Annotated in this window: 2 protein-coding genes and 3 pseudogenes; all 5 read left to right on the top strand. The window is 71.7% G+C overall.

Going from position 1 to position 24,170, the window contains the following annotated elements; all coding sequences use genetic code 11:
- Nucleotides 1–38: 38 nt before the first annotated feature.
- The 5 genes and pseudogenes from RLT59_RS38690 to RLT59_RS39565 all read left to right on the top strand — a co-directional run bounded on the left by RLT59_RS38690 (nt 39) and on the right by RLT59_RS39565 (nt 24,156).
- A complete protein-coding gene (locus tag RLT59_RS38690; protein WP_311308160.1) occupies nt 39–3,203 on the top strand; it encodes a type I polyketide synthase in 3,165 nt (1,054 codons plus the stop codon).
- A pseudogene (locus RLT59_RS38680) lies at nt 3,124–22,005 on the top strand (type I polyketide synthase); the annotation flags it as partial. The gene RLT59_RS38690 and the pseudogene RLT59_RS38680, both read left to right, overlap by 80 nt.
- Nucleotides 21,988–22,698: pseudogene (locus RLT59_RS39575) on the top strand (zinc-binding dehydrogenase); the annotation flags it as partial. The pseudogenes RLT59_RS38680 and RLT59_RS39575, both read left to right, overlap by 18 nt.
- Nucleotides 22,693–23,259: pseudogene (locus RLT59_RS39570) on the top strand (SDR family NAD(P)-dependent oxidoreductase); the annotation flags it as partial. The pseudogenes RLT59_RS39575 and RLT59_RS39570, both read left to right, overlap by 6 nt.
- Before the next feature lie 75 nt (nt 23,260–23,334).
- On the top strand, nt 23,335–24,156 hold the full coding sequence (locus RLT59_RS39565) for a phosphopantetheine-binding protein (protein ID WP_399127166.1): 822 nt from the start codon (nt 23,335–23,337) through the stop codon (nt 24,154–24,156).
- Nucleotides 24,157–24,170 lie beyond the last annotated feature (14 nt).

Here is a 24,170-nt window from a genome sequence, read left to right as displayed (position 1 = left end):
GTCTCCCGTGGCGACGCCAACAGGAGACGGTCCGTACGGTGAACGAGGACAAGCTTCGCGACTATCTCAAGTGGACGACGGCCGACCTTCACGAGACGCGCAAGCGGCTCCGTGAAGTGGAGGACGCGGCGCGGGAACCCATCGCGGTCGTCGCGATGAGCTGCCGCTTCCCGGGCGGCGTCCGCTCGTCCGACGACCTGTGGCGGCTCGTCGAGGACGGCGTGGACGCGATGTCTCCCGTTCCGCGCGACCGTGGCTGGGACCTCGACCTGCCCGGCGTCGGCCCCACCACCCAGGGCGGATTCCTGGGTGACGTGGCCGACTTCGACGCCGCGCTCTTCGGCATCTCGCCGCGCGAGGCACTGGCCATGGACCCCCAGCAGCGGCTGCTCCTTGAGCTCGTGTGGGAGTCGCTGGAGCGCGCGGGCATCGCTCCGATGTCCACGAAGGGCGAGAAGGTCGGCGTCTTCATGGGCGGCTCCCCGTCCCGCTACGACATCCTCCTGGGCGCCGAGGAAGGCGTCGGCGGCTACATCATGACCGGCAGCGCCGGCAGCGTCCTGTCCGGCCGTATCTCGTACGCACTCGGGCTTGAGGGTCCGGCCGTGACTATTGATACGGCGTGCTCGTCGTCGTTGGTGGCTCTTCATCTTGCGGCGCAGGCGTTGCGGTCGGGTGAGTGTGATCTTGCGCTGGCCGGTGGTGTGACGGTGATGTCGACGCCGGGTGCGTTCGTGGAGTTCGAGCGGCAGGGTGGTCTGGCCGGGGACGGCCGGTGCAAGGCGTTCTCGGACGATGCGGACGGTACGGGCTGGGGCGAGGGCGCGGGCGTTCTGGTCCTGGAGCGGTTGTCGGACGCCCGACGCAGCGGGCACCAGGTTTTGGCGGTGTTGCGCGGTTCGGCCGTGAACCAGGACGGTGCGTCCAATGGTCTGACGGCGCCGAACGGTCCTTCGCAGCAGCGGGTGATTCGGCAGGCGCTGGCCAGTGCGCGTCTCTCGTCGGCGGATGTGGACGTGGTGGAGGCGCACGGTACGGGTACCAAGCTGGGTGACCCGATCGAGGCCCAGGCCCTGCTGGCCACCTACGGCCAGGACCGGCCCGCGGACCAGCCGCTGTGGCTGGGCTCGATCAAGTCGAACATCGGGCACACGCAGGCGGCCGCAGGCGTCGCGGGCGTCATGAAGATGGTCCTGGCGATGCGGCACGGCATGCTGCCGAAGACACTGCACGCGCAGACGCCGTCGACCCATGTCGACTGGTCGGACGGTGCGGTGGAGTTGCTGGCCGAGGCGCGGGAGTGGGCGCCCGGTGACCGGCCGAGGCGGGCGGGTGTGTCCGCTTTCGGCGTCAGCGGGACGAACGCCCACGTGATCATCGAAGAGGAGCCGATCGCCGAGGAGGCCGCGGTCTCGGACTCGGCCGACGAGCCGCAGGAACCGCAGGAGCGGCTGGAGCGGCTGGCGCTTCCGGTGATCCCCTGGCTGGTGTCGTCGAAGTCTGCGGCGGGCGTGGAAGGTCAGGTGCAGCGGCTGGCTTCCGGTGTGGAGGGCCTGGACGCGGTCGATGTCGGCCTGTCGCTGGCGACGACCCGGGCGGCGCTGGAGCACCGCGCCGTCGTGCTCGGCGTGGACGCTGACGAGCTGCGTGCGCGGCTGGGCGAGGCGCTGGTGCCGGTGGTGGCCCGGGACGGTCTGACCGGGTTCGTGTTCTCGGGTCAGGGTGGTCAGCGGGTCGGTATGGGGCGGGAGTTGGCGGAGGCTTTCCCGGTGTTCGCGGCTGCGTTGGATGAGGTGTGCGCGCATTTTGATGGTCTGCGTGAGGTGATGTTCACCGATGCGGAGGCGTTGAAGTCGACGGGTTGGGCGCAGCCGGCGTTGTTCGCGGTCGAGGTGGCGTTGTTCCGGCTGGTGGAGTCGTGGGGTGTCAGGCCGGATTATCTGGTGGGTCATTCGGTGGGTGAGCTGGCGGCTGCGCATGTGTCCGGGGTGTTCTCGCTGGCGGATGCCTGCAAGCTGGTGTCGGCGCGTGCCGGGTTGATGCAGGCGTTGCCTGCTGGTGGTGCGATGTGGGCGGTTCGGGCGACGGTGGAGGAGGTCACTCCGCTGCTGGTCGAGGGCGATGGTGTGTCCGTGGCTGCGGTGAACGCTCCCGGTCAGGTGGTGCTGTCGGGTGCTCGTGAAGCGGTTGAGGCGGTAGCGGGCGCTCTGTCTGACCGGCAGGGGCGGTGGCTGGAGGTCAGTCACGCGTTCCACTCGGTGTTGATGGACCCGATGCTGGACGCGTTCCGTGCGGCGGCCGATGCGCTGGAGATGCGCAGCCCCGAGATACCCGTCGTATCGACGCTGACGGGTGAGCTGGTCTCCGAGTTCACCGCGTCGTACTGGGTGGATCAGGTGCGGGGGACGGTTCGTTTCTCGGATGCCGTTTCCCGGCTGAGGGCACTGGGGGTGGCGCGTCTGGTGGAGGTTGGGCCGGATGCGTCCTTGGTCGGTGCGATCGGTGAGGCGGCTGACGATGCGGTGTTCGCTGTCTCGATGCTGCGTAGGGACAGGCCCGAGGCGCATACGGCGGTGACCGCGTTGGCCGGGCTGTGGGCGGACGGCGCGGATGTCGACTGGGCGTCGTTCTACGGGCCCACCGGCGCCCGCACCGTCGACCTGCCTACGTATGCGTTTCAGCGTCAGCGTTTCTGGCCGAGTGTGCGGCGGGAGCCGGTGGTGGCGTCGGCTGCTGTTGATGCGGTGTTCTGGGATGCGGTGGAGCGTGGTGATGGTGAGTTGTTCGCGGCGGAGTTCGGTGTGGATGTCGGGGCGCCGTTGCGGGAGACGTTGCCGGCGTTCTCGGCGTGGCAGCGTCGGCAACGTGAGCGTGAGGTAGCGGACAGGCTGCGTTATGAGGTGTCGTGGGCGCCGTTGGGTGCTGGTGTTGGTGCTGGTGTTGGGGTGTCGGGTGGGTGGCTGATTGTTGAGCCGGGTGGTGTTGAGGATGTGTGGGCGGCTGCGTTGGCGGATGAGCTGACGGGTCGGGGTGCGGAGGTGTCCCGGTTGGTTTTGGATGCGGAGGGTTTGGAGCGGGCGGTTCTGGCTAAGCCGTCTTGGGGAGTTTGCGGGTGTTGGGCGGGTGGTGTCGTTCCTGGGTCAGGTGGAGTCGGGGGCCGGGGGTGTTGTGGGGTCTGTGGTGTTGGTGCAGGCGTTGGGTGATGCCGGTGTTGACGTTCCGGTGTGGTCGGTGACGTCGGGTGCGGTTTCGGTGGGTGCGGGTGATGTGGTTGCGCGTCCGGTGCGGGCTGGTGTGTGGGGTCTGGGTCGGGTGGTGGCTTTGGAGGAGCCGGGGCGTTGGGGTGGGTTGGTCGATGTGCCGGAGGTGCTGGTGGGGGGTGCGGTGGGGCGGCTGGTGGAGGTGCTGGCCGGTGGTTTCGGTGATGAGGATGAGGTTGCGGTGCGTGGTGGGACGGTGCTGGGGCGTCGGCTCGGTCCTGGCCGGCCTGGGGGTGTGGTGTGGTCGCCGTCGGGGACGGTGTTGGTGACGGGTGGTTTGGGTGCGTTGGGTGCCCGGGTCGCGCGGTGGGTGGTGGGCCGGGGTGCTGAGCGTGTGGTGTTGGTGGGCCGTCGTGGGACGGAGTCCGTTGGTGCGGCGGAGCTGGTGGGTGAGTTGCAGGCGTTGGGTGCTGTGGTGGATGTGGTGGCGTGTGATGTGGGTGTGCGGGAGGAGGTGGAGGAGCTTTTCGCCCGGTTCGAGTTTTCGGCGGTGGTGCATACGGCGGGGGTGTTGGACGACGGTGTGGTGGATGGTCTGACGGCTGAGCGGGTGTCCGGGGTGTGGGGGGCGAAGGCGGGGGGTGCGTGGAATCTGCATCATGCTTCGCTCGGTCGGGAGCTGGATGCGTTTGTGGTGTTTTCGTCGGCTGCGGGTGTGTGGGGTGGTGCGGGTCAGGGTGCGTATGCGGCGGCGAATGCTGCGCTGGACGGGTTGGTGGACTTCCGCCGGGGTCAGGGTCTGGTGGGTTCGTCCATTGCGTGGGGTCCGTGGGCCGAGGGTGGTATGGCTGATGACGTCACGGTGTTGGCCCGGATGGAGCGTGGTGGGGTAAGGCCGCTCGACCCCGACTCCGCCTTGGGCGTGCTGGGGTCTGCTTCGGGTTGTGTGACGGTTGTTGATGTGGAGTGGGAGCGTTTCGTTCCCGGGATGACCGCGTTGCGGGCGAACCGTCTGTGGGACGAGGTCGCGCCACGCAGCACGACCACGCCTGTGCCGCGCGCCGACGCCGGAGCCGGCGCATTGAGGGAGCGGTTCGTCGGCCTGTCACCCGCTGTCCGTCGGAAGACGTTCATGGAGACCGTGCGGTCGCTGGCCGCAGCGGTGCTGGGGTTCGAGGATCCGGCGGCCGTCGGGATGTCCACGGCATTCCGCGATCTGGGTCTCGACTCACTGATGGCGGTGGAACTCCGTAACGCCCTGACCACGACTTCCGGTCTGAAACTGCCCTCGACCGTGGTGTTCGACTACCCGTCCGTCGAGGCACTGACCGATGAACTGCTGTCCCGGCTGTTCGGTGTGGAGGAGGAGGGTGCGGCGCTGGGTGTGGTGGCGGCGCGTCAGGTTGATGGTGATGATCCGGTGGTTGTGGTGGGGATGGGTTGCCGGTTCCCGGGTGCGGTGGATTCGCCGGAGGAGTTGTGGCGGCTGCTGGCTGAGGGCACGGATGCGATGGGTGGGTTCCCCGCGGATCGTGGCTGGGAGCTGATCAGCGGCGTCGGTGGTGACTATGCCCGGGTCGGTGGGTTCGTCGAGGGTGTGGCGGATTTCGATGCCGGTCTGTTCGGGATCTCGCCGCGTGAGGCACTGGCGATGGATCCGCAGCAGCGGTTGCTGCTTGAGGTGGTGTGGGAGTCGCTGGAGCGGTCGGGTATCGCGCCGTTCTCGTTGCGTGGTCTGCCGGTCGGGGTCTTCGCGGGGACGAACGGCCAGGACTACCCGGCGGCACTGGCGCTGGCGGGGGAGCCCGCTGATGGTTACGGCGGGACGGGAAGCTCGGGCAGTGTCCTGTCCGGGCGGGTCTCGTACGCACTCGGGCTTGAGGGTCCGGCCGTGACTATTGATACGGCGTGTTCGTCGTCGTTGGTGGCTCTTCATCTTGCGGCGCAGGCGTTGCGGTCGGGTGAGTGTGATCTTGCGCTGGCCGGTGGTGTGACGGTGATGTCGACGCCGGGTGCGTTCGTGGAGTTCGAGCGGCAGGGTGGTCTGGCCGGGGACGGCCGGTGCAAGGCGTTCTCGGACGATGCGGACGGTACGGGCTGGGGCGAGGGCGCGGGCGTTCTGGTCCTGGAGCGGTTGTCGGACGCCCGACGCAGCGGGCACCAGGTTTTGGCGGTGTTGCGCGGTTCGGCCGTGAACCAGGACGGTGCGTCCAATGGTCTGACGGCGCCGAACGGTCCTTCGCAGCAGCGGGTGATTCGGCAGGCGCTGGCCAATGCGGGGTTGTCGGGCGCTGAGGTGGACGCGGTCGAGGCGCACGGCACGGGCACCTCGTTGGGTGACCCGATCGAGGCGCAGGCGTTGCTGGCCACGTATGGCCAGGACCGGCCTGCGGACCAGCCGTTGTGGTTGGGTTCGGTGAAGTCGAACATTGGTCACACGCAGGCTGCGGCGGGTGTCGCGGGTGTGATGAAGATGATTCTGGCGATGCGGCACGGTGTGTTGCCGCAGTCGTTGCACGTCGGTACCCCGTCCTCGCACGTGGACTGGTCGGACGGTGCGGTGGAGTTGCTGGCCGAGGCACGGGACTGGGCGCCCGGTGACCGGCCTAGGCGGGCGGGTGTGTCCGCTTTCGGCGTCAGCGGGACAAACGCACACGTGATCATCGAAGAGATTCCTGCCGCCGTGTACACACCGGCCACGGTGCCGGACGTCGCGCTTCCGGTGATCCCCTGGCTGGTGTCGTCGAAGTCTGCGGCGGGCGTGGAAGGTCAGGTGCAGCGGCTGGCTTCCGGTGTGGAGGGCCTGGACGCGGTCGATGTCGGCCTGTCGCTGGCGACGACCCGGGCGGCGCTGGAGCACCGCGCCGTCGTGCTCGGCGTGGACGCTGACGAGCTGCGTGCGCGGCTGGGCGAGGCGCTGGTGCCGGTGGTGGCCCGGGACGGTCTGACCGGGTTCGTGTTCTCGGGTCAGGGTGGTCAGCGGGTCGGTATGGGCCGGGAGCTGGCCGAGTCCTTCCCGGTGTTCGCAGCCGCTCTGCATGAGGTGTGTGCGCACTTCGATGGTCTGCGTGAGGTGATGTTCACCGACGCGGAGGCTCTCGGACGAACGGGTTGGGCGCAGCCGGCGTTGTTCGCGGTCGAGGTGGCGTTGTTCCGGCTTCTTGAGTCGTGGGGGGTGCGCCCGGACTACCTGGTGGGTCATTCGGTGGGTGAGCTGGCGGCTGCGCATGTGTCCGGGGTGTTCTCGCTGGCGGATGCCTGCAAGCTGGTGTCGGCGCGTGCCGGGTTGATGCAGGCGTTGCCTGCTGGTGGTGCGATGTGGGCGGTTCGGGCGACGCTCGACGAGGTCACTCCGCTGCTGGTCGAGGGCGATGGTGTGTCCGTGGCTGCGGTGAACGCTCCCGGTCAGGTGGTGCTGTCGGGTGCTCGTGAAGCGGTTGAGGCGGTAGCGGGCGCTCTGTCTGACCGGCAGGGGCGGTGGCTGGAGGTCAGTCACGCGTTCCACTCGGTGTTGATGGACCCGATGCTGGACGCGTTCGGTGCGGCGGCTGACGCGGTGACGTATGAGGCTCCGCGCATCCCGATCGTGTCGACGCTGACGGGTGAGCCGGTCTCCGGGTTCACCGCGTCGTACTGGGTGGACCAGGTGCGGGGGACGGTCCGCTTCGCGGACGCGATCACTCACCTGAAGTCCTCCGGTGTCACCAGGTTCCTGGAGCTGGGCCCGGACGCCACGCTGATCGGTGCCGTCGACGAGACGTACGACGGCGATTCGCTCGCGGTGGCGGCGCTGAACCGTAAGCGGTCCGAGCCCACCACCGCCGTCGAGGCCCTGGCCCGCCTCTGGGCCGACGGCGCCGACGTCGACTGGGCAGCCTTCTACGCGCCGACCGGCGCCCGCACCGTCGACCTGCCCACCTACGCCTTCCAGCACCAGCGCTACTGGCCGCGCCACCAGCTCCGGCCGTCCGAGCCCGCCCCCGTCCCCGCCACCAGCGGTGCGGACGCCGCGTTCTGGGAGATCGTCGAGGGCGGTGACCTGGGCGCGTTCACGCAGTCGCTCGGCGTCGCACCCGATGCCGATCCGGACCAGGTGCTGAGGGCCCTCAGCACCTGGCAGCGGCGCCGGAGCGAGCGCGCCGACCTGGAACGGCTCGGATACCGGATCGGCTGGACGCCGACCGGACCGGCCAACAGCGTTGATGTGTCCGGGAGTTGGCTGATCGTGGAGTCGGAGCCGACGGACGGCGACGACCCCTGGGCGGGAGCCCTCGCCGAGGACCTGGCGGCGCGCGGCGCCCGGGTCACCCGGCTCCGACTGGAGCCCATGGAGCTGGACCGGGCGGCACTGGCCGCTCGCCTCGCGGAGTTCACCGGGGCCGCCGCGTCCTCCGGCCGGACGCGCGTGGTGTCGTTCCTCGGTCAGGACGAGCGGGAACACGTGGGCCGCCCCGGTCTCGCGTACGGTCTGACGGCCACGACCACGCTGGTGCAGGCCCTGACTGACGCCGGGACGGATGCCCAGGTGTGGTCCGTGACGTCGGGGGCGGTGTCCACCGCAGCGGGTGACGAACTCTCGCATCCGTTGCGGGCGGCCGTCTGGGGCCTGGGCCGCGTCGTCGCCCTGGAGGAGCCTGAGCGCTGGGGCGGTCTCGTCGACGTCCCGGAACGGCCGGCGGGCGGTGCGCTCGCCCGGCTGGTGGAAGTACTGGCGGGCAGCGCCGGGGACGAGGACCAGCTGGCCGTGCGCGGCGGGGCCGTGCTCGGACGGCGGCTCGTGTCCGCGTCGATGGAGAACACCGGCGCCGGATGGATGCCCTCCGGCACGGTCCTGATCACCGGCGGCACCGGCGCGCTCGGCGCCCGGCTGGCCCGCTGGGCGGTGGACCGGGGCGCACAGCACATCGCGCTCGTCAGCCGTCGCGGTGAGGGCGCCCCGGGCGCCCCCGAACTGCGTGCGGAACTGGAAGCGCGCGGGGTGACCGTCACCCTCGCCGGCTGCGACCTCGCCGACCGTTCGTCCCTCGCGGAGGCCGTCGCCCTGATCGAGGCCGCAGGGCCCGCCATCCGGTCCGTCTTCCACGCCGCCGGCCAGACCCGGGCCATGGCCCTGGGCGGCACCGACGCCGACTGCCTCGCCGCGATGCTGGGCGCGAAGGCGGCCGGGGCGGCGAACCTCGACGCGCTGCTCGGAGACCGCGACCTCGACGCGTTCGTGCTCTACTCCTCCATCGCGGCCACCTGGGGCAGCGGCGGCCAGAGCGGATACGCGGCAGCCAACGCCTACCTCGACGCCCTCGCGATCCGGCGCCGGGGCCGGGGCAGGGTCGCCACCTCGGTCGCCTGGGGGCCGTGGGACGGCGGTGGCATGGCCGCCGCCGAGGGCGCCCAGGACGATCTGCGCAGACGCGGACTGCCGGTCCTGTCGCCCGATGACGCGATGGCCGCACTGGAGTCGGCGCTCTGTGGCGACGAGCCCTGCGTGTCGGTCGCGGACGTCGACTGGGACCGCTTCCTGCCGAGCTTCACCCTGCGCCGGTCCAGCGCGCTGCTGGCCGCATTCGGCACCGCCCCCGCCGATGACCGAGGCGACGGCGGCGCCACCGACGGGGACGACACCACCGCCGTCCTGCGCGAGGGACTGCGCGGCCTCGACGACCGGGAGCAGCGCCGCCGTGTCCTCGAACTCGTACGCGGCGAGGCCGCCACGGTCCTCGGTCACGCGGGCGCCGCGGCCATCGAGCCGGAGAACGCCTTCCGCGACCTCGGGTTCGACTCGCTCACCGCGGTCGAGTTCCGTGACCGGCTGCGCGTGGCGACCGGCCTGCCGCTGCCCGCCACCCTGGTCTTCGACCACCCCACCGCCGCGGTACTCGCCGACTTCCTCGTCGACCGGCTGCTGGGCACCGAGCAGAGCCACGAACGGGTCGAAGCCGTCCACGCGGCTCTCGACGAACCGGTCGCGATCGTCTCGATGGGCTGCCGCTTCCCCGGCGGCGTCACGGACCCGCAGAGCCTGTGGCAGGTGATCTCCGGAGCGGCCGACGCCATCACCCCGTTCCCCGCCGACCGAGGCTGGGATCTGGACGCCCTCGACGCCGCAGGGTCCGCCTTCACCCGTGAGGGCGGCTTCCTGTCCGGTGCCGCGGACTTCGACGCCGCCTTCTTCGGCATCTCGCCGCGTGAGGCCCTCGCCATGGACCCGCAGCAGCGGCTGCTCCTCGAAGTCGCCTGGGAGTCCCTGGAGCGTGCGGGCATCGCCCCGCTGTCCCTGAAGGGCGACAAGGTCGGCGTCTTCGTCGGCGCCGGCAGCTCCGGCTACCTCAGCCGGGTGAACGACGTGCCCGACGGGGTCGGCGGCCACCTGATCACCGGCAACTCGGGCAGCGTGATGTCCGGCCGGATCTCGTACGCGCTCGGGCTGGAAGGCCCGGCCGTCACCGTCGACACGGCCTGCTCCTCCTCGCTCGTCGCCCTCCACCTCGCCGTGCAGGCGCTCAGGTCGGGGGAGTGCTCACTCGCCCTCGCCGGCGGTGTCACCGTCATCGCGGGCCCGGACGCCTTCATCGACTTCGCCCACCAGGGCGGACTCGCCACCGACGGCCGCTGCAAGGCGTTCTCCGACGACGCCGACGGCACCGGCTGGAGCGAGGGCGTCGGCCTGCTCCTGGTGGAACGCCTCTCGGACGCGCAGCGCAACGGCCACCAGGTGCTGGCGGTCGTGCGCGGCAGCGCGGTCAACCAGGACGGCGCGTCCAACGGACTGACGGCGCCGAACGGTCCCTCCCAGCAGCGCGTCATCCGGCAGGCCCTCGCGAACGCGCGGCTGGAGCCTGCGGACGTGGACGTGGTGGAGGCCCACGGCACGGGCACCTCGCTCGGTGACCCGATCGAGGCGCAGGCCCTGCTCGCCACGTACGGCCAGGACCGGCCCGAGGACCAGCAGCCGCTGTGGCTCGGCTCGATCAAGTCCAACATCGGGCACACGCAGGCCGCGGCGGGTGTCGCGGGCATCATGAAGATGGTGCTCGCGCTGCACCACGCCGAGCTGCCCAGAACGCTGTACGCCGACACTCCGTCCTCGCACGTGGACTGGTCGGCAGGCGCGGTGGAGCTGCTGGCCGAGACCAGGCAGTGGCCCCGCGGCGAGCGCACGCGCCGCGCGGGTGTGTCCGCGTTCGGAGTCAGCGGCACCAACGCGCACGTGATCGTCGAAGAAGCACCCGCCGCCGCTCAGTCGCCGGTGTCGGCTGCGGACTCCACCCTGCCGGTGGTGCCCTGGGCCGTGTCGGCACGCTCGGCGGAGGGGCTGGCCGCACAGGCCGGCCGACTCGCCGCTGCCGTGACGGACCTGGACACGACCGACGTCGGCCTCTCTCTGGCCACCACCCGCTCGTCCCTGGAACACCGCGCGGTCGTCCTCGGCAGCGACGCCGGGGCACTCCGTACGCGACTGGAAGCACTGGCCGCCGGTGAACCGACGCCGGGAATGGTGTCGGGCGTCTCCCGCACGGCCCCCACGGGGTTCGTGTTCTCGGGTCAGGGTGGTCAGCGGGTCGGTATGGGCCGGGAGTTGGCCGAGGCTTTCCCGGTGTTCGCGGCTGCGTTGGATGAGGTGTGTGGGCACTTCGACGGTCTGCGTGAGGTGATGTTCACCGACGCTGAGGCGTTGAAGTCCACGGGTTGGGCGCAGCCCGCGTTGTTCGCGGTTGAGGTGGCGTTGTTCCGGCTTCTTGAGTCGTGGGGTGTCAGGCCGGATTATCTGGTCGGTCATTCGGTGGGTGAGCTGGCTGCCGCGCACGTTGCTGGGGTGTTCTCGCTGGCTGATGCGTGCAAGCTGGTGGCCGCGCGTGCCGCGTTGATGCAGGCGTTGCCTGCTGGTGGTGCGATGTGGGCGGTGCGGGCGACGCCCGATGAGGTCGCACCGTTCCTGGCCGATGGTGTCTCCGTGGCTGCGGTGAACGCTCCGGGACAGGTGGTGTTGTCGGGTGCTCGTGAGGCGGTCGAGGCGGTAGCGAGTGGTCTTGCTGACCGGCAGGGGCGGTGGCTTGAGGTCAGCCACGCGTTCCACTCGGTGTTGATGGACCCGATGCTGGACGAGTTCGGTGCGGCGGCTGACGCGGTGACGTACGAGGCTCCGCGCATCCCGATCGTCTCGACGCTGACGGGTGAGCCGGTCTCCGGGTTCACCGCGTCGTACTGGGTCGACCAGGTCCGGGGGACTGTCCGGTTCGCCGACGCGATCACCCACCTGAAGTCCCTGGGTGTTGGGCGGTTCCTGGAGCTGGGCCCGGATGCGGGTCTGGTGGGTGCGATCAGTGAGGCGGATGAGGACGCGCTCGTGGTGGCGGCGCTGAACCGTAAGCAGTCCGAGCCCGCCACCGTCGTCACCGCACTGGCCCGGCTCTGGGCCGACGGCGCCGACGTCGACTGGGCAGCCTTCTACGCACCCACCGGCGCCCGCACCGTCGACCTGCCCACCTACGCATTCCAGCACCAGCGCTACTGGCTCGACGGCGCGCCCGGTGTCTCGGACGCCGGTGCTCTCGGGGCCGAGCCGCTCAAGCACCCGCTGCTCAGCGCGGCGGTGGAGCTCTCCGACGGCGACGGGCACGTGTTCACCGGCCGGATCTCCGCCCGCACCCACCCGTGGATCGCCGAGCACCAGGTCGCGGGAGAGGCGATCTTCCCCGGCACCGGATACGTGGAACTCGCCGTCCGTGCCGGTGACCATCTGGCCTGCGACCGGATCGAGGAACTCGTCCTGGAGGCCCCGCTGGTCCTGCCGGAACGGCAAGCGGTCCAGTTGCAGGTCATCGTCGACAACGCGGACCCGGCCGGCAGCCGTTCGTTCCGCATCAGCTCCCGCGTCGGTTCCCGCAGCGATGAAATGCCGTGGATTCGGCACGCGAGCGGCGTCCTCGGCACCGCGTCCGGACGACAGCACACCGGACTCGCCGCCTGGCCGCCCGCCGGGGCCACCGCCGTCGACATCGACGGCCACTACGCGGCCCGCGCCGCCGGCGGCTTCGGCTACGGAGACGTCTATCAGGGGCTGACCGCCGTCTGGCGGCGGGACGGGGAACTGTTCGCCGAGGTCGTCCTCGGTGACGAGTTCCGCGGCGAGGCAGACCGGTTCGGCCTGCACCCCGCCGTGCTCGACGCGGCGCTCCAGGCCCTGTCGTACGACGAGAGCGCCGCAGGAGCGGGCCGGCTCCCGTTCGTCTGGAGCGGCATCACCCTGCACGCGAGCGGCGCGTCCCTGCTGCGCGTCGCGATCACCCCGGGCACGGCGGAGGGCGCGTACACCGTCACCGTCGCCGACACCTCCGGCGAACTCGTCCTGACCACCGACGCGCTGACCCTGCGCCCCTATGATGGCGCCCCGCTCTCCGCCCCGACGGGGGACGGGACGGCCAAGGCCCCCGAGGCAGAGGCGGACGCTTCGTCGCCACGCCCCGTCGCCCGCCGCAAGGCCGCGGCCGCCGTGTCCGGAGGCGGCCAGGCACTCCGCGACCGGCTCGCCGCGCTGCCCCGGAACGAGCAGCGCGACGACCTGCTGGAGATCGTGCGCCGCCGCGCCTCGATCGTGCTCGACCAGCCCCGTACGCAGACGATGAACGCGGAGCTGCCGTTCCGCGATCTCGGCTTCACCTCCCTCACCGCCGTCGAACTGCGCGAGGCGCTCGCGGAGGAGACCGGCCTGCGGCTGCCCGCGACGCTCGTCTTCGACTATCCGACGCCCCGCGCCCTGGTCGACCACCTCCGCGACGAGCTGCTCGGCGGGCCCGAACCCGCCACCGCACCGGCCCGGTCCGGTGCGACCGTGGGCCGCGACGACCCCATCGCCATCATCGGCATGAGCTGCCGGTACCCCGGGGGCATCCACACCGCCCACGACCTGTGGCGGCTCGTCGCCGACGGCACCGACGCGATCTCCGGCTTCCCGACCGACCGGGGCTGGGACCTGGACGCGCTGTACGACCCCGACCCGGACAATCCGGGCACCTGCTACGTCCACGAGGGCGGGTTCCTGCACGACGCGAGCCAGTTCGACGCCACGTTCTTCGGCATCAGCCCGCGTGAGGCCGTCTCCATGGACCCCCAGCAGCGGCTGCTCCTGGAGATCTCCTGGGAGGCGATGGAACAGGCCGGCCTCGACGTCCACACCATGCGTGGCAGCAGCACCGGCGTCTTCGCCGGTGTGACCTACCAGGACTACGGCGGCATGCTCGCGGCGGCCAAGGAGAGTTCCGAGGGATTCCTCGGCACCGGCAACTCGCTCAGCGTCCTGTCCGGCCGGGTCGCGTACTCCTTCGGTCTCGAAGGCCCGGCGATCACCATCGACACGGCCTGCTCCTCCTCCCTGGTCGCGCTGCACTCGGCATGCCAGGCACTGCGGGAGGGCGACTGCACGATGGCGCTCGCCGGCGGTGTGACGGTCATGTCCACCCCGATCTCGCTGATCGAGTTCAGCCGTCAGCGCGCACTCGCCGAGGACGGCCGCTCCAAGCCGTTCTCCGACGACGCCGACGGAGCGAGCTGGGGCGAGGGCGTGGGCATGCTGCTCCTGGAGCGGCTGTCGGACGCACGCGCCAACGGCCACCAGGTGCTGGCGGTGGTACGCGGCTCCGCCGTGAACCAGGACGGTGCGTCGAACGGCCTCACCGCCCCCAACGGCCCGTCGCAGCAGCGGGTGATCCGGCAGGCGCTGGCCAACGCGCGGCTGGCCTCCTCGGACGTGGATGTGGTCGAGGCGCATGGTACGGGTACCTCGCTGGGTGACCCGATCGAGGCGCAGGCGGTGCTTGCCACGTACGGTCAGGACCGGCCGGACGACGCTCCGCTGTGGCTGGGCTCGATCAAGTCGAATATCGGCCATGCGCAGGCTGCGGCCGGTGTGGCTGGTGTGATCAAGATGGTGCAGGCGATGCGGCACGGGTTGATGCCGAAGTCGCTGCATTTGGGTACGCCGTCGTCGCATGTGGACTGGTCGGCGGGTGCGGTGGAGCTGCTGGCCGAGGCGCGGGAGTGGCCGCGTGGTGAGCGGCCGAGGCGTGCGGCTGTGTCGGCGTTCGGGATGAGCGGGACGAACGCCCACGTGATCCTTGAAGAGGTGCCGGAGGAGGCGGAGGCCGGGGGGACGGTTTCCGGGACGCCGTCGGTGGTGCCGTGGATTCTGTCGGGGCGGAGTGCTGCCGCGCTGCGGGGTCAGGCCGAGGCGCTGCGTCCGCTGGCGGACGGCACTGATCCGGTGGGTGTCGGGTGGTCGTTGGTGTCGTCCCGGGCGCGGTTCGAGCACCGGGCGGTTGTGGTGGGGGAGCCGGTGTCCGCTCTGGCCGCGTTGGCTGTGGGTGAGCCTTCGGGGCGGGTGGTGTCCGGGGTTGCGGGTCCGGTGGGTCGGACGGTGTTTGTGTTCCCTGGTCAGGGGGCGCAGTGGGCGGGTATGGCGGTCGAGTTGGCGGAGTCGTCGCCGGTGTTCGCGGCGCGGCTGGCGGAGTGTGAGTTGGCGTTGTCCGCTTATGTGGACTGGTCGTTGACGGAGGTACTGAATGGGGCGCCGGGTGCGCCGTCGTTGGATGCGGTGGATGTGGTGCAGCCGGTGTCGTTTGCGGTGATGGTGTCGTTGGCGGCGTTGTGGCGTTCGTTCGGTGTGGTGCCGGCTGCGGTGGTGGGGCATTCGCAGGGTGAGATCGCTGCCGCGTGTGTGGCGGGGGTGTTGTCGTTGGAGGATGCGGCGCGGGTGGTGTGCTTGCGGAGCCGGGCGATTGCGGCGGTGGCGGGTGCGGGCGGTATGGCGTCGGTGGCGGCGTCGGTGGAGCGGGTGGAGGAGTTGCTTGGTTCGTGGGCGGGCCGGGTGTCGGTGGCTGCGGTGAATGGTCCGTCGCAGGTGGTGGTCTCGGGTGAGGCCGTTGCTCTGGACGAGCTGGTTGCCGAGTGCGGGGGGCAGGGGTTGCGGGCGCGGCGGATCGCGGTGGATTACGCCTCGCACTCGGCTGCGATGGATGTGCTGGAGGCGGATCTGGCGGTCGAGCTGGCCGGGGTCTCCCCGCGTGCGGGTGACATCCCGTTGATGTCGACGGTGACCGGCGAACTGGTGGACGGTTCCGGGATGGATGGCGGGTACTGGTTCACGAATCTGCGCTCGCGGGTTCGGTTCTCCGAGGCGATCGAGAAGCTGAGCGGGGAGGGTTACGGAGTCTTCGTCGAGGCCTCCTCGCACCCCGTACTGACCGCCGCCGTCGAGGAGATCGTGGACGGCAGTGTCGTCACCGGTTCGCTGCGCCGGGATGACGGCGGTCTGGACCGTTTCCTGGCCGGGGTGGCAGAGCTGTGGGTGCGCGGCGTGGACGTCGACTGGTCGGCCGCCTTCCCCGACGGCGCCCGGCCCGTGACCGTGGACCTGCCCACGTATGCGTTCCAGCATCAGTCCTACTGGCCGGAGTTCGAGACCGAGGCGGTGGTGTCCGGGGATGAGGGCACTGCTGCTGACCGTGCGTTCTGGGCGGCGGTGGAGCGGGCCGATGTGGATGCGCTGGCCGGCACGCTGGGTGCGGACAGTGCGCTCATCGATCCGTTGCTGCCCGCGCTGGCCGACTGGCGGCGCAAGCAGCGGGAGCAGGACACCACCGACTCCTGGCGCTACCAGGTCAACTGGAAGCCGCTGACCCCGGCGGACGGCGAGCCGCTCACCGGGGACTGGCTGGTGGTGACGTCCGAGGGCGCCCACGGCCCCGAGGGCACCGACACCGCCGCACGGGCCTGGGCCGACACCATCGCCCAGGAGCTGACCGCGCGGGGCGCGACCGTCCGGCCGCTGCGGCTGGACGGGACCGTGCTGGACCGGACGGCCCTCGCCGCCCGGCTCGCCGGCCTCACCGGCGCCGACGAGCTCGCCGGAGTCGTATCGCTGCTGGCCTGGGACGAGCGCGCCACCGACGGACTGCCCGGACTGCCGCGCGGCCTGGGGATGACCGCCGTACTTCTGCAGGCTCTGGGTGACGCCGGCTTCGCCGCACCGCTGTGGACGCTGACCTCCGGGGCGGTCTCGGCCGCCCGCTGGGACACGGTGACCAGGCCCGGCCAGGCGGCGGTGTGGGGACTCGGACGAGTCGCCGCGCTGGAACACCCGGACCGCTGGGGCGGACTGGTCGACGTACCGGACGAGGCCGACGCACGTTCCGCGCGGCGGCTGCTCAACGCGATCGTCGCGGCCGACGAGGACCAGATCGCCCTGCGCGCATCGGGCCTCTTCGGACGCCGGCTCGTGCGCGCCCCGCGCCCGGCCGACGCGGACGCGGCATGGGAGCCCTCGGGCACCGTCCTGATCACCGGCGGCACCGGCGCGATCGGCGCCCGGATGGCCCGCTGGGCGGCCGGGAACGGCGCCGAGCACCTGGTGCTGACCAGTCGCAGAGGCGCGGACGCGCCCGGCGCACCGGACCTCGCCCGCGAACTGGAGGCCCTCGGCGCCAGGGTCACCCTCGCGGCCTGCGACCTGGCCGACCGCGAACAGGTCGCCGCGCTGCTCGGCACATGCAACGGCGCGACGGCCCCACTGACGGCCGTCGTACACGCGGCCGGTGTCCTGGAGGACGGCATCCTCGACGCGCTCAGCCCCGAACGCATCGCCGCGGTCATGGCACCCAAGGCGGGCGCCGCGCTGCTCTTGGACGAGCTCACCCGCGAACTCGTCCCGGAACTCGACGCGTTCGTCCTGTTCGCCTCCACCGCCGGTATCTGGGGCGGCCCCGGGCAGGCGAACTACGCGGCCGCCAACGCGGTGCTCGACGCCCTCGCCGAGCACCGGCGGGCCGACGGACTCGCCGCCACCTCGATCGCGTGGGGCCCCTGGTCCGACGCCGGCATGGCGGACAGCGCGGCCGTCGAGGCCCGGCAGCGCAAGGGCGGCGTCCACTCGCTGGCCCCCGACCCCGCCGTCGCCGTACTGCGGCAGGCGGTCGGTGACGGGGACGCCACGCTCACCGTCGCCTCCATCGACTGGGACATCTACGCGCCCGCCTTCACGGCGAGCCGCCGCAGCACACTCCTCGACGGAATCCCGGAAGCCCGCAGGGCCCTGGAGACGGCGAGTACCGACGCCACCGCGGCCGGCCCCGACTCGCTCGCCGCCCGGCTGGCCGGGCTCACCGAGGCCGAGCGGGAACGCGAACTGCTCGACCTGGTGCGCGGCCACGTCGCCGCGGTCCTCGGCTTCGCCACGCCGACCGACGTGGAACCCACGCACGTGTTCTCCGACATCGGCTTCGACTCGCTCACGGCGATCGAACTGCGCAACCGGCTCAACTCGGCCACCGGGCTCCGCCTGCCCGCCACGCTGATCTTCGACCATCCCACCCCGGGCGCGCTCACACGCCTGCTGCGCCAGGAACTCGTCGGCGCTCTCGCCGGCGCCGCCGAACCGGCGTCCGCCGGCCCGCTCCCGTCCGACGGCGGCCAGGACCACGACCCGATCGCCATCGTCGGCATGAGCTGCCGGCTGCCCGGCGGCGTCTCCTCGCCGGAGGACCTCTGGCAGCTGCTGTCCGAGGGCGTCGACGCGATATCCGACTTCCCGGACGACCGGGGCTGGGACATCGAATCGGTCTACGATCCCGACCCCGACAAGGCGGGCACGACGTACACCCGGCACGGCGGATTCGTCCACGGCATCGGTGAGTTCGACGCCGCGCTCTTCGGCATCAACCCGCGTGAGGCCCTCGCCATGGACCCGCAGCAGCGGCTGCTCCTGGAGACCGCCTGGGAGGCCACCGAGCGGGCGGGCATCGACCCGCTGTCCCTGGCGGGCAGCCGGACCGGCATGTTCGCCGGCAGCAACGGCTCCGACTACGGCGGTCTGCTGATGGCGTCCCCGCAGGGTGCGGACGGCTACTTCATGACCGGGAACGCATCCAGCGTCCTGTCCGGCCGGGTCGCCTACACCCTCGGACTGGAAGGCCCGGCGGTCACCGTCGACACGGCCTGCTCGTCCTCGCTCGTCGCCCTCCACCTGGCGTCACAGGCGCTGCGCGGCGACGAGTGCGACCTCGCCCTCGCCAGCGGTGTCACGCTCATCTCCACGCCCACCCCGTTCGTGAGCTTCAGCCGTCAGCACGGACTGGCCGTCGACGGCCGGTGCAAGGCGTTCTCCGACGAGGCCGACGGCACCGGCTGGGCCGAGGGCGTCGGCGTCCTCGTCCTCGAACGGCTCTCGGACGCCCGCCGCAACGGCCACGAGGTGCTCGCCCTCGTCACCGGAAGCGCCACAAACCAGGACGGTGCCTCGAACGGGCTCACCGCCCCCAACGGCCCCTCCCAGCAGCGTGTCATCCGGCAGGCACTGGCCACCGCCGGACTGTCGTCGGCAGACGTGGACGCGGTCGAGGCGCACGGCACGGGCACCTCGCTCGGCGACCCGATCGAGGCGCAGGCCCTGCTCGCCACGTACGGCCAGGACCGGCCCGCGGACCGTCCGCTGTGGCTGGGCTCGGTGAAGTCGAACATCGGCCACACCCAGGCCGCCGCCGGTGTCGCCGGTCTGATCAAGATGGTGCTGGCGATGCGGCACGAGGTACTGCCCGGCACCCTGCACGTGAACGAGCCGTCGACACACGTCGACTGGTCGTCCGGCGCCGTGGAGCTGCTGTCCGAGGCCCGTCCGTGGCCGCGCGGCGACCGGCCGAGGCGCGCGGGCGTGTCGTCGTTCGGCATCAGCGGGACGAACGCCCACGTGATCATCGAGGAGGCGCCCGACGTCGCACGGGCACCGGCCACGGTCCCGGACGCCGAGCTTCCGGCGGTGCCGTGGGTGGTGTCCGCGAAGACGGGCACCGCGCTCACCGCACAGGCGGCGCGGCTGGCCTCCGGGGTGGACGGGCCGGAGGCGGTCGACGTCGGCCTGTCGCTGGCGACGGCCCGCGCGGCAATGGAGCACCGAGCCGTCGTTGTCGGTGCCGACGCCGATGAGCTGCGGACGGCACTGACGGCCCTGGCGGCCGGTGAACCCACACCGCGCACCGCCACCGGCCGGGCCCGCACGGCCCCCACCGGGTTCGTGTTCTCGGGCCAGGGCGGCCAGCGGCTCGGCATGGGCCGCGAGCTGGTGGAGGCCTTCCCGGTCTTCGAGACCGCGCTGGATGCGGTGTGCGCGCACTTCGACGGTCTGCTGGACCGGCCGCTGCGCGAGGTGATGCTCACCGACGCGGAGGCTCTCGGACGAACGGGTTGGGCGCAGCCGGCGTTGTTCGCGGTCGAGGTGGCGTTGTTCCGGCTTCTTGAGTCGTGGGGTGTCAGGCCGGATTATCTGGTCGGTCATTCGGTGGGTGAGCTGGCCGCCGCGCACGTGTCCGGGGTGTTCTCGCTGGCCGACGCGTGCAAGCTGGTCGCCGCGCGTGCCGGGTTGATGCAGGCGCTGCCTGCTGGTGGTGCGATGTGGGCGGTTCGGGCGACGCCCGATGAGGTCGCACCGTTCCTGGTCGAGGGCGTCTCCGTGGCTGCGGTGAACGCTCCGGGCCAGGTCGTCCTGTCGGGTGCCCGTGAAGCGGTTGAGGCGGTCGCTTCGTCGGCTGCCTTCGATGGCCGCCAGGCACGGTGGCTGGAGGTCAGCCATGCGTTCCACTCGGTGTTGATGGACCCGATGCTGGACGCGTTCGGTGCGGCGGCTGACGCGGTGACGTACGAGGCTCCGCGCATCCCGATCGTCTCGACGCTGACGGGTGAGCCGGTCTCCGGGTTCACCGCGTCGTACTGGGTCGACCAGGTGCGGGGGACGGTCCGCTTCGCGGACGCGATCACTCACCTGAAGTCCTCCGGTGTCACCAGGTTCCTGGAGCTGGGCCCGGACGCCACGCTGATCGGTGCCGTCGACGAGACGTACGACGGCGACTCGCTCGCGGTGGCGGCGCTGAACCGTAAGCAGTCCGAGCCCACCACCGTCGTCACCGCACTGGCCCGGCTCTGGGCTGATGGCGCCGACGTCGACTGGGCAGCCTTCTACGCGCCGACCGGCGCCCGCACCGTTGACCTGCCCACCTACGCCTTCCAGCACCAGCGCTACTGGCCGCAGGCCCCGGTTGCGCGGCCCGGTGACGTGTCGGCGGCCGGGCTCGCTGACGCCGGGCACCCGCTGCTCGGCGCCGCCGTGGCGCTGGCCGGGGACGACGGACGGCTGTTCACCGCGCGGATCGGCGTAGGGGATCTGCCGTGGCTCGCCGACCACGAGGTCATGGGCACCATCCTCTTCCCCGGCACCGGATTCCTCGAACTGGCGATCCGGGCGGCCGACGAGGTCGGTTGCGACCGGGTGGAGGAACTGACGCTGGCGTCCCCGCTGGTGCTGCCGGCCGACGGCACGGTGCAGCTCCAGCTCCAGGTGGGCGCTCCCGATGCGTCCGGCCTGCGCCCGCTGAAGCTGCACGCACGCCCCGACGACGCGTCGGCCGAAGTCCCGTGGACCCTGCACGCCACGGGACTCCTCGGCGGCGGCCGGCCGGAACCGGCGTTCGACCTCGCCTCCTGGCCGCCGCCCGGCGCCGAGACCATCGACGTATCCGACTTCTACGAGATGTACCGGCAGGGCGGATTCGCCTACGGCCCCTCGTTCCAGGGGTTGCGGCGGGCCTGGCGCGCCGGGGACGAGGTGTTCGCGGAGGTCGCTCTGACCGAGCCGCACGCCGCCGATGCCGCCGCGTACGGGCTGCACCCGCCGCTGCTCGACGCGGCACTGCAGGCGCTGACGTTCGTCGCACTCGACGGCAGCGGCCGCAGCAGACTGCCGTTCTCCTGGTCCGGTGTCTGCCTGTACGCCTCCGGCGCGTCGAGCCTGCGCGTACGGCTGACGCAGGCCGGGCCCGACGCGCTGTCCCTGGCCATCGCGGACGGTACGGGACAGCCGGTCGCCCACGTGGAATCCCTGGCGATGCGCCAGGTGTCGGCTGGGCAACTGCACGCCTCCTCACGCACCACGGCATACCCGCAGGACGTGTTCCGGCTCGACTGGCTGCCCGTGACCATGCCGGTCCCCGGTGACAGCCCGGCCGCGGGCAGGCCGTGGGCGGTCCTCGGCGACGAGGACACCGGGCGCCACGGAGCGGGGCTGGCGGACGCGCTGACAGCGCGCCTCGTCCCCGACCTGGACGCGCTGGGCGCCGAAGGACCGCTCCCCGATGTGCTGTTCGTACCGTGCTCCGGTGCGACGGCGCACACCCCCGGTGCGGCCACCACCGACACGATCGCGGCCGACACCAGGGCCCTCACCGTCCGCGTTCTCGCCCTGCTCCAGCGCTGGCTCGCGGACAGCAGGTTCACCTCCGCACGGCTCGTCCTGGTGACCCGGGGCGCCGTCGCGGCCGGCGATCCCGCAGGACCGGGCGATCCGGCGGCCGCCGCCGTGTGGGGCCTGGTCCGCTCGGCCCAGTCCGAGGACCCCGGCCGGTTCGTGCTCGTGGACCTCGACGAGAACGAACCGCCCGCCGACGCGTCGGCCGGCCTGTTCGACGCGCTCCTCGCGTCGGACGAACCCCAGGTCGTCATCCGCGACGGCGCGATACGCGCCGCACGGCTCGTGCGTCCCGCCCCGGACGGCGCCCTGCTGCCCCCGGCGGGCGCCGAGGCCTGGCGGCTGGACAGCACCGGCCGGGGCAGCCTGGCGAACCTCACCCTCGCCGCCGACCCCGAGCCGCTGGAACCGCTCGGACCGGGCCAGGTCCGGGTGGCGGTACGGGCCGCCGGACTCAACTTCAGGGACGTACTGAACGCACTCGACATGTACCCCGGCGAACCCGGCCCGATGGGCGTCGAAGGCGCCGGAGTCATCACCGAGGTGGGCCCGGAGGTCACCGGATACGCACCGGGCGACCGCGTACTCGGCATGTTCGGCAAGGCGTTCGGACCGGTCGCGGTCGCGGACCGGAGAATGATCGCCCCGATACCCGAAGGCTGGTCCTTCGACCGGGCCGCGTCCGTCCCGGTGGTCTTCCTGACCGCCTACTACGCACTGGTGGACCTGGCGGGGCTCAAGCCCGGCGAGTCGGTCCTCGTGCACGCCGCCGCGGGCGGCGTGGGCATGGCCGCCGCCCAGCTCGCCCGGCACCTCGGAGCCGAGGTGTTCGGCACCGCGAGCCAGGGCAAACACGACACCCTGCGCTCCCTCGGCATCGACGACGCCCACCTCGCCTCCTCCCGTGACCTGGACTTCGAGGAGCGCTTCCGTAAAACGGCCGGAACCGGCGGCATCGACGTCGTACTCAACTCGCTGGCCCGTGAATACGTGGACGCCTCACTGCGGCTGCTCAGCTGCGGCGGCCGGTTCCTCGAAATGGGCAAGACCGACATCCGCACCCCGGAAAGCATCACCGGGGCACACCCGGGCGTGACCTACGCGGCCTTCGACCTCATCGAGGCCGGACCCGAACGCATCGGAGAGATGCTCACCGAGGTACTGGACCTCATCGAAGCGGGAGCACTCAGCCCGCTGCCGCTGACCACCTGGGACGTGCGCCGGGCACCGGAGGCGTACCGGCAGATCAGCCAGGCCCGGCACATCGGCAAGGTGGTACTCACCCTGCCCCGGCGCCCCGACCCGGACGGCACCGTCCTGGTCACCGGCGGCACCGGAGGCCTCGGCCACTACGTGGCCCGCCACCTCGTCGAACAGTACGGCGCCCGCCACCTGCTGCTCACCAGCCGCAGGGGACCGGAGGCCGAGGGCGCGGCCGACCTTGTCACCGAACTCGAAGAGCTCGGCGCACACGTACGGATCGAGGCGTGCGACGCGGCCGACCGGGCCGCACTGGCCCGCACCCTCGCCACCGTCGAGGCGGCACACCCGCTCACCGCGGTCGTGCACGTCGCCGGGGTGGTCGACGACGGGGTCATCCCCTTCCTCACCCCCGAACGCCTGGACACCACCCTGCGGCCCAAGGCGGACGCGGCCCTCAACCTGTACGAGCTGACGAAGGACGCCGACCTCGCGGCCCTCGTCCTCTTCTCGGGCGCGGCCGGCACCCTGGGCGGCGCCGGCCAGGCCAACTACGCGGCCGCGAACGCCTTCCTCGACGAGTTCGCCCGCTGGGCACGCCACCGGGGCGTCCCCGCCGTTTCGCTGGCCTGGGGGCCGTGGGTGGCCGACCGGGGCATGACCGGACACCTCACCGAAACCGACCTCTCCCGCATGGAGCAGGCCGGGCTCCGGCCGCTCGACGCGCAAGCGGGCCTCAGCCTGCTCGACTTCGCCCTGACCGCCGGCGAGGCCGCCCTGCTCCCGATGCGCCTGGACACCTCTCCGCAGGCGTTCACCGCCGGACCCGTACCCCCGATGCTGCGCCACCTCGCGGGCAACGCCGCACCACGGCGCCCCCAGGCCGCAACCGCGGCCACCACGGAACCGGCCGCCGCACTCGCGGACCGGCTGAGCACCATGCCCGCCGCCGACCGCGTCGACCACCTGATCGACCTGGTCTGCGAACAGGCGGCCGCCGTCCTCGGACACGAGTCGGCCCAGGACATCGAACCGGAACAGGCCTTCCAGGGCTTCGACTCCCTCACCGCCATCGAACTGCGCAACCGGATGGGCACCATGATCGGCACCCGGCTGCCCGCGACGCTCATCTTCGACTACCCGACACCGGCAGCGCTCGTGGAGTACCTGCTGGCCGAATTCGTCCCGGACACCGCACCGGACGACACCGCCACCTCCGGTCCGTCGAACCCGGAACCGGACGCCCACACGGCCCTCGACGAGATCGAACAACTGGAGCGGACCCTCGACAGACTGGCCGGCTCCGGCCCGGCCGCGGACGACACCGTGCAACGGCGCCTGCGGGCACTGGCAGAGAAATGGGCTGCCGCGAGCGACACCGACGAACCCTCGGGCGACGGCGAGGCCGACGCGCTTGAGTCGGCAACAGCCGACGAACTCTTCAGAATGATCGACGGCGAATTTGGTGGGGCGTCTTGAGTGAGAACCCGGTT

Source organism: Streptomyces sp. ITFR-6 (assembly GCF_031844725.1).
GTDB lineage: Bacteria > Actinomycetota > Actinomycetes > Streptomycetales > Streptomycetaceae > Streptomyces.
The sequence above is the reverse complement of the archived record's forward strand: the minus strand, read 5'-3'. Positions and strand labels throughout refer to the sequence as shown.

Bases quoted from the DNA above. Each gene is read 5' to 3' on its own strand.
- RLT59_RS39565 (WP_399127166.1), top strand. From the start codon at position 23,335: ATGACCGGACACCTCACCGAAACCGACCTCTCCCGCATGGAGCAGGCC.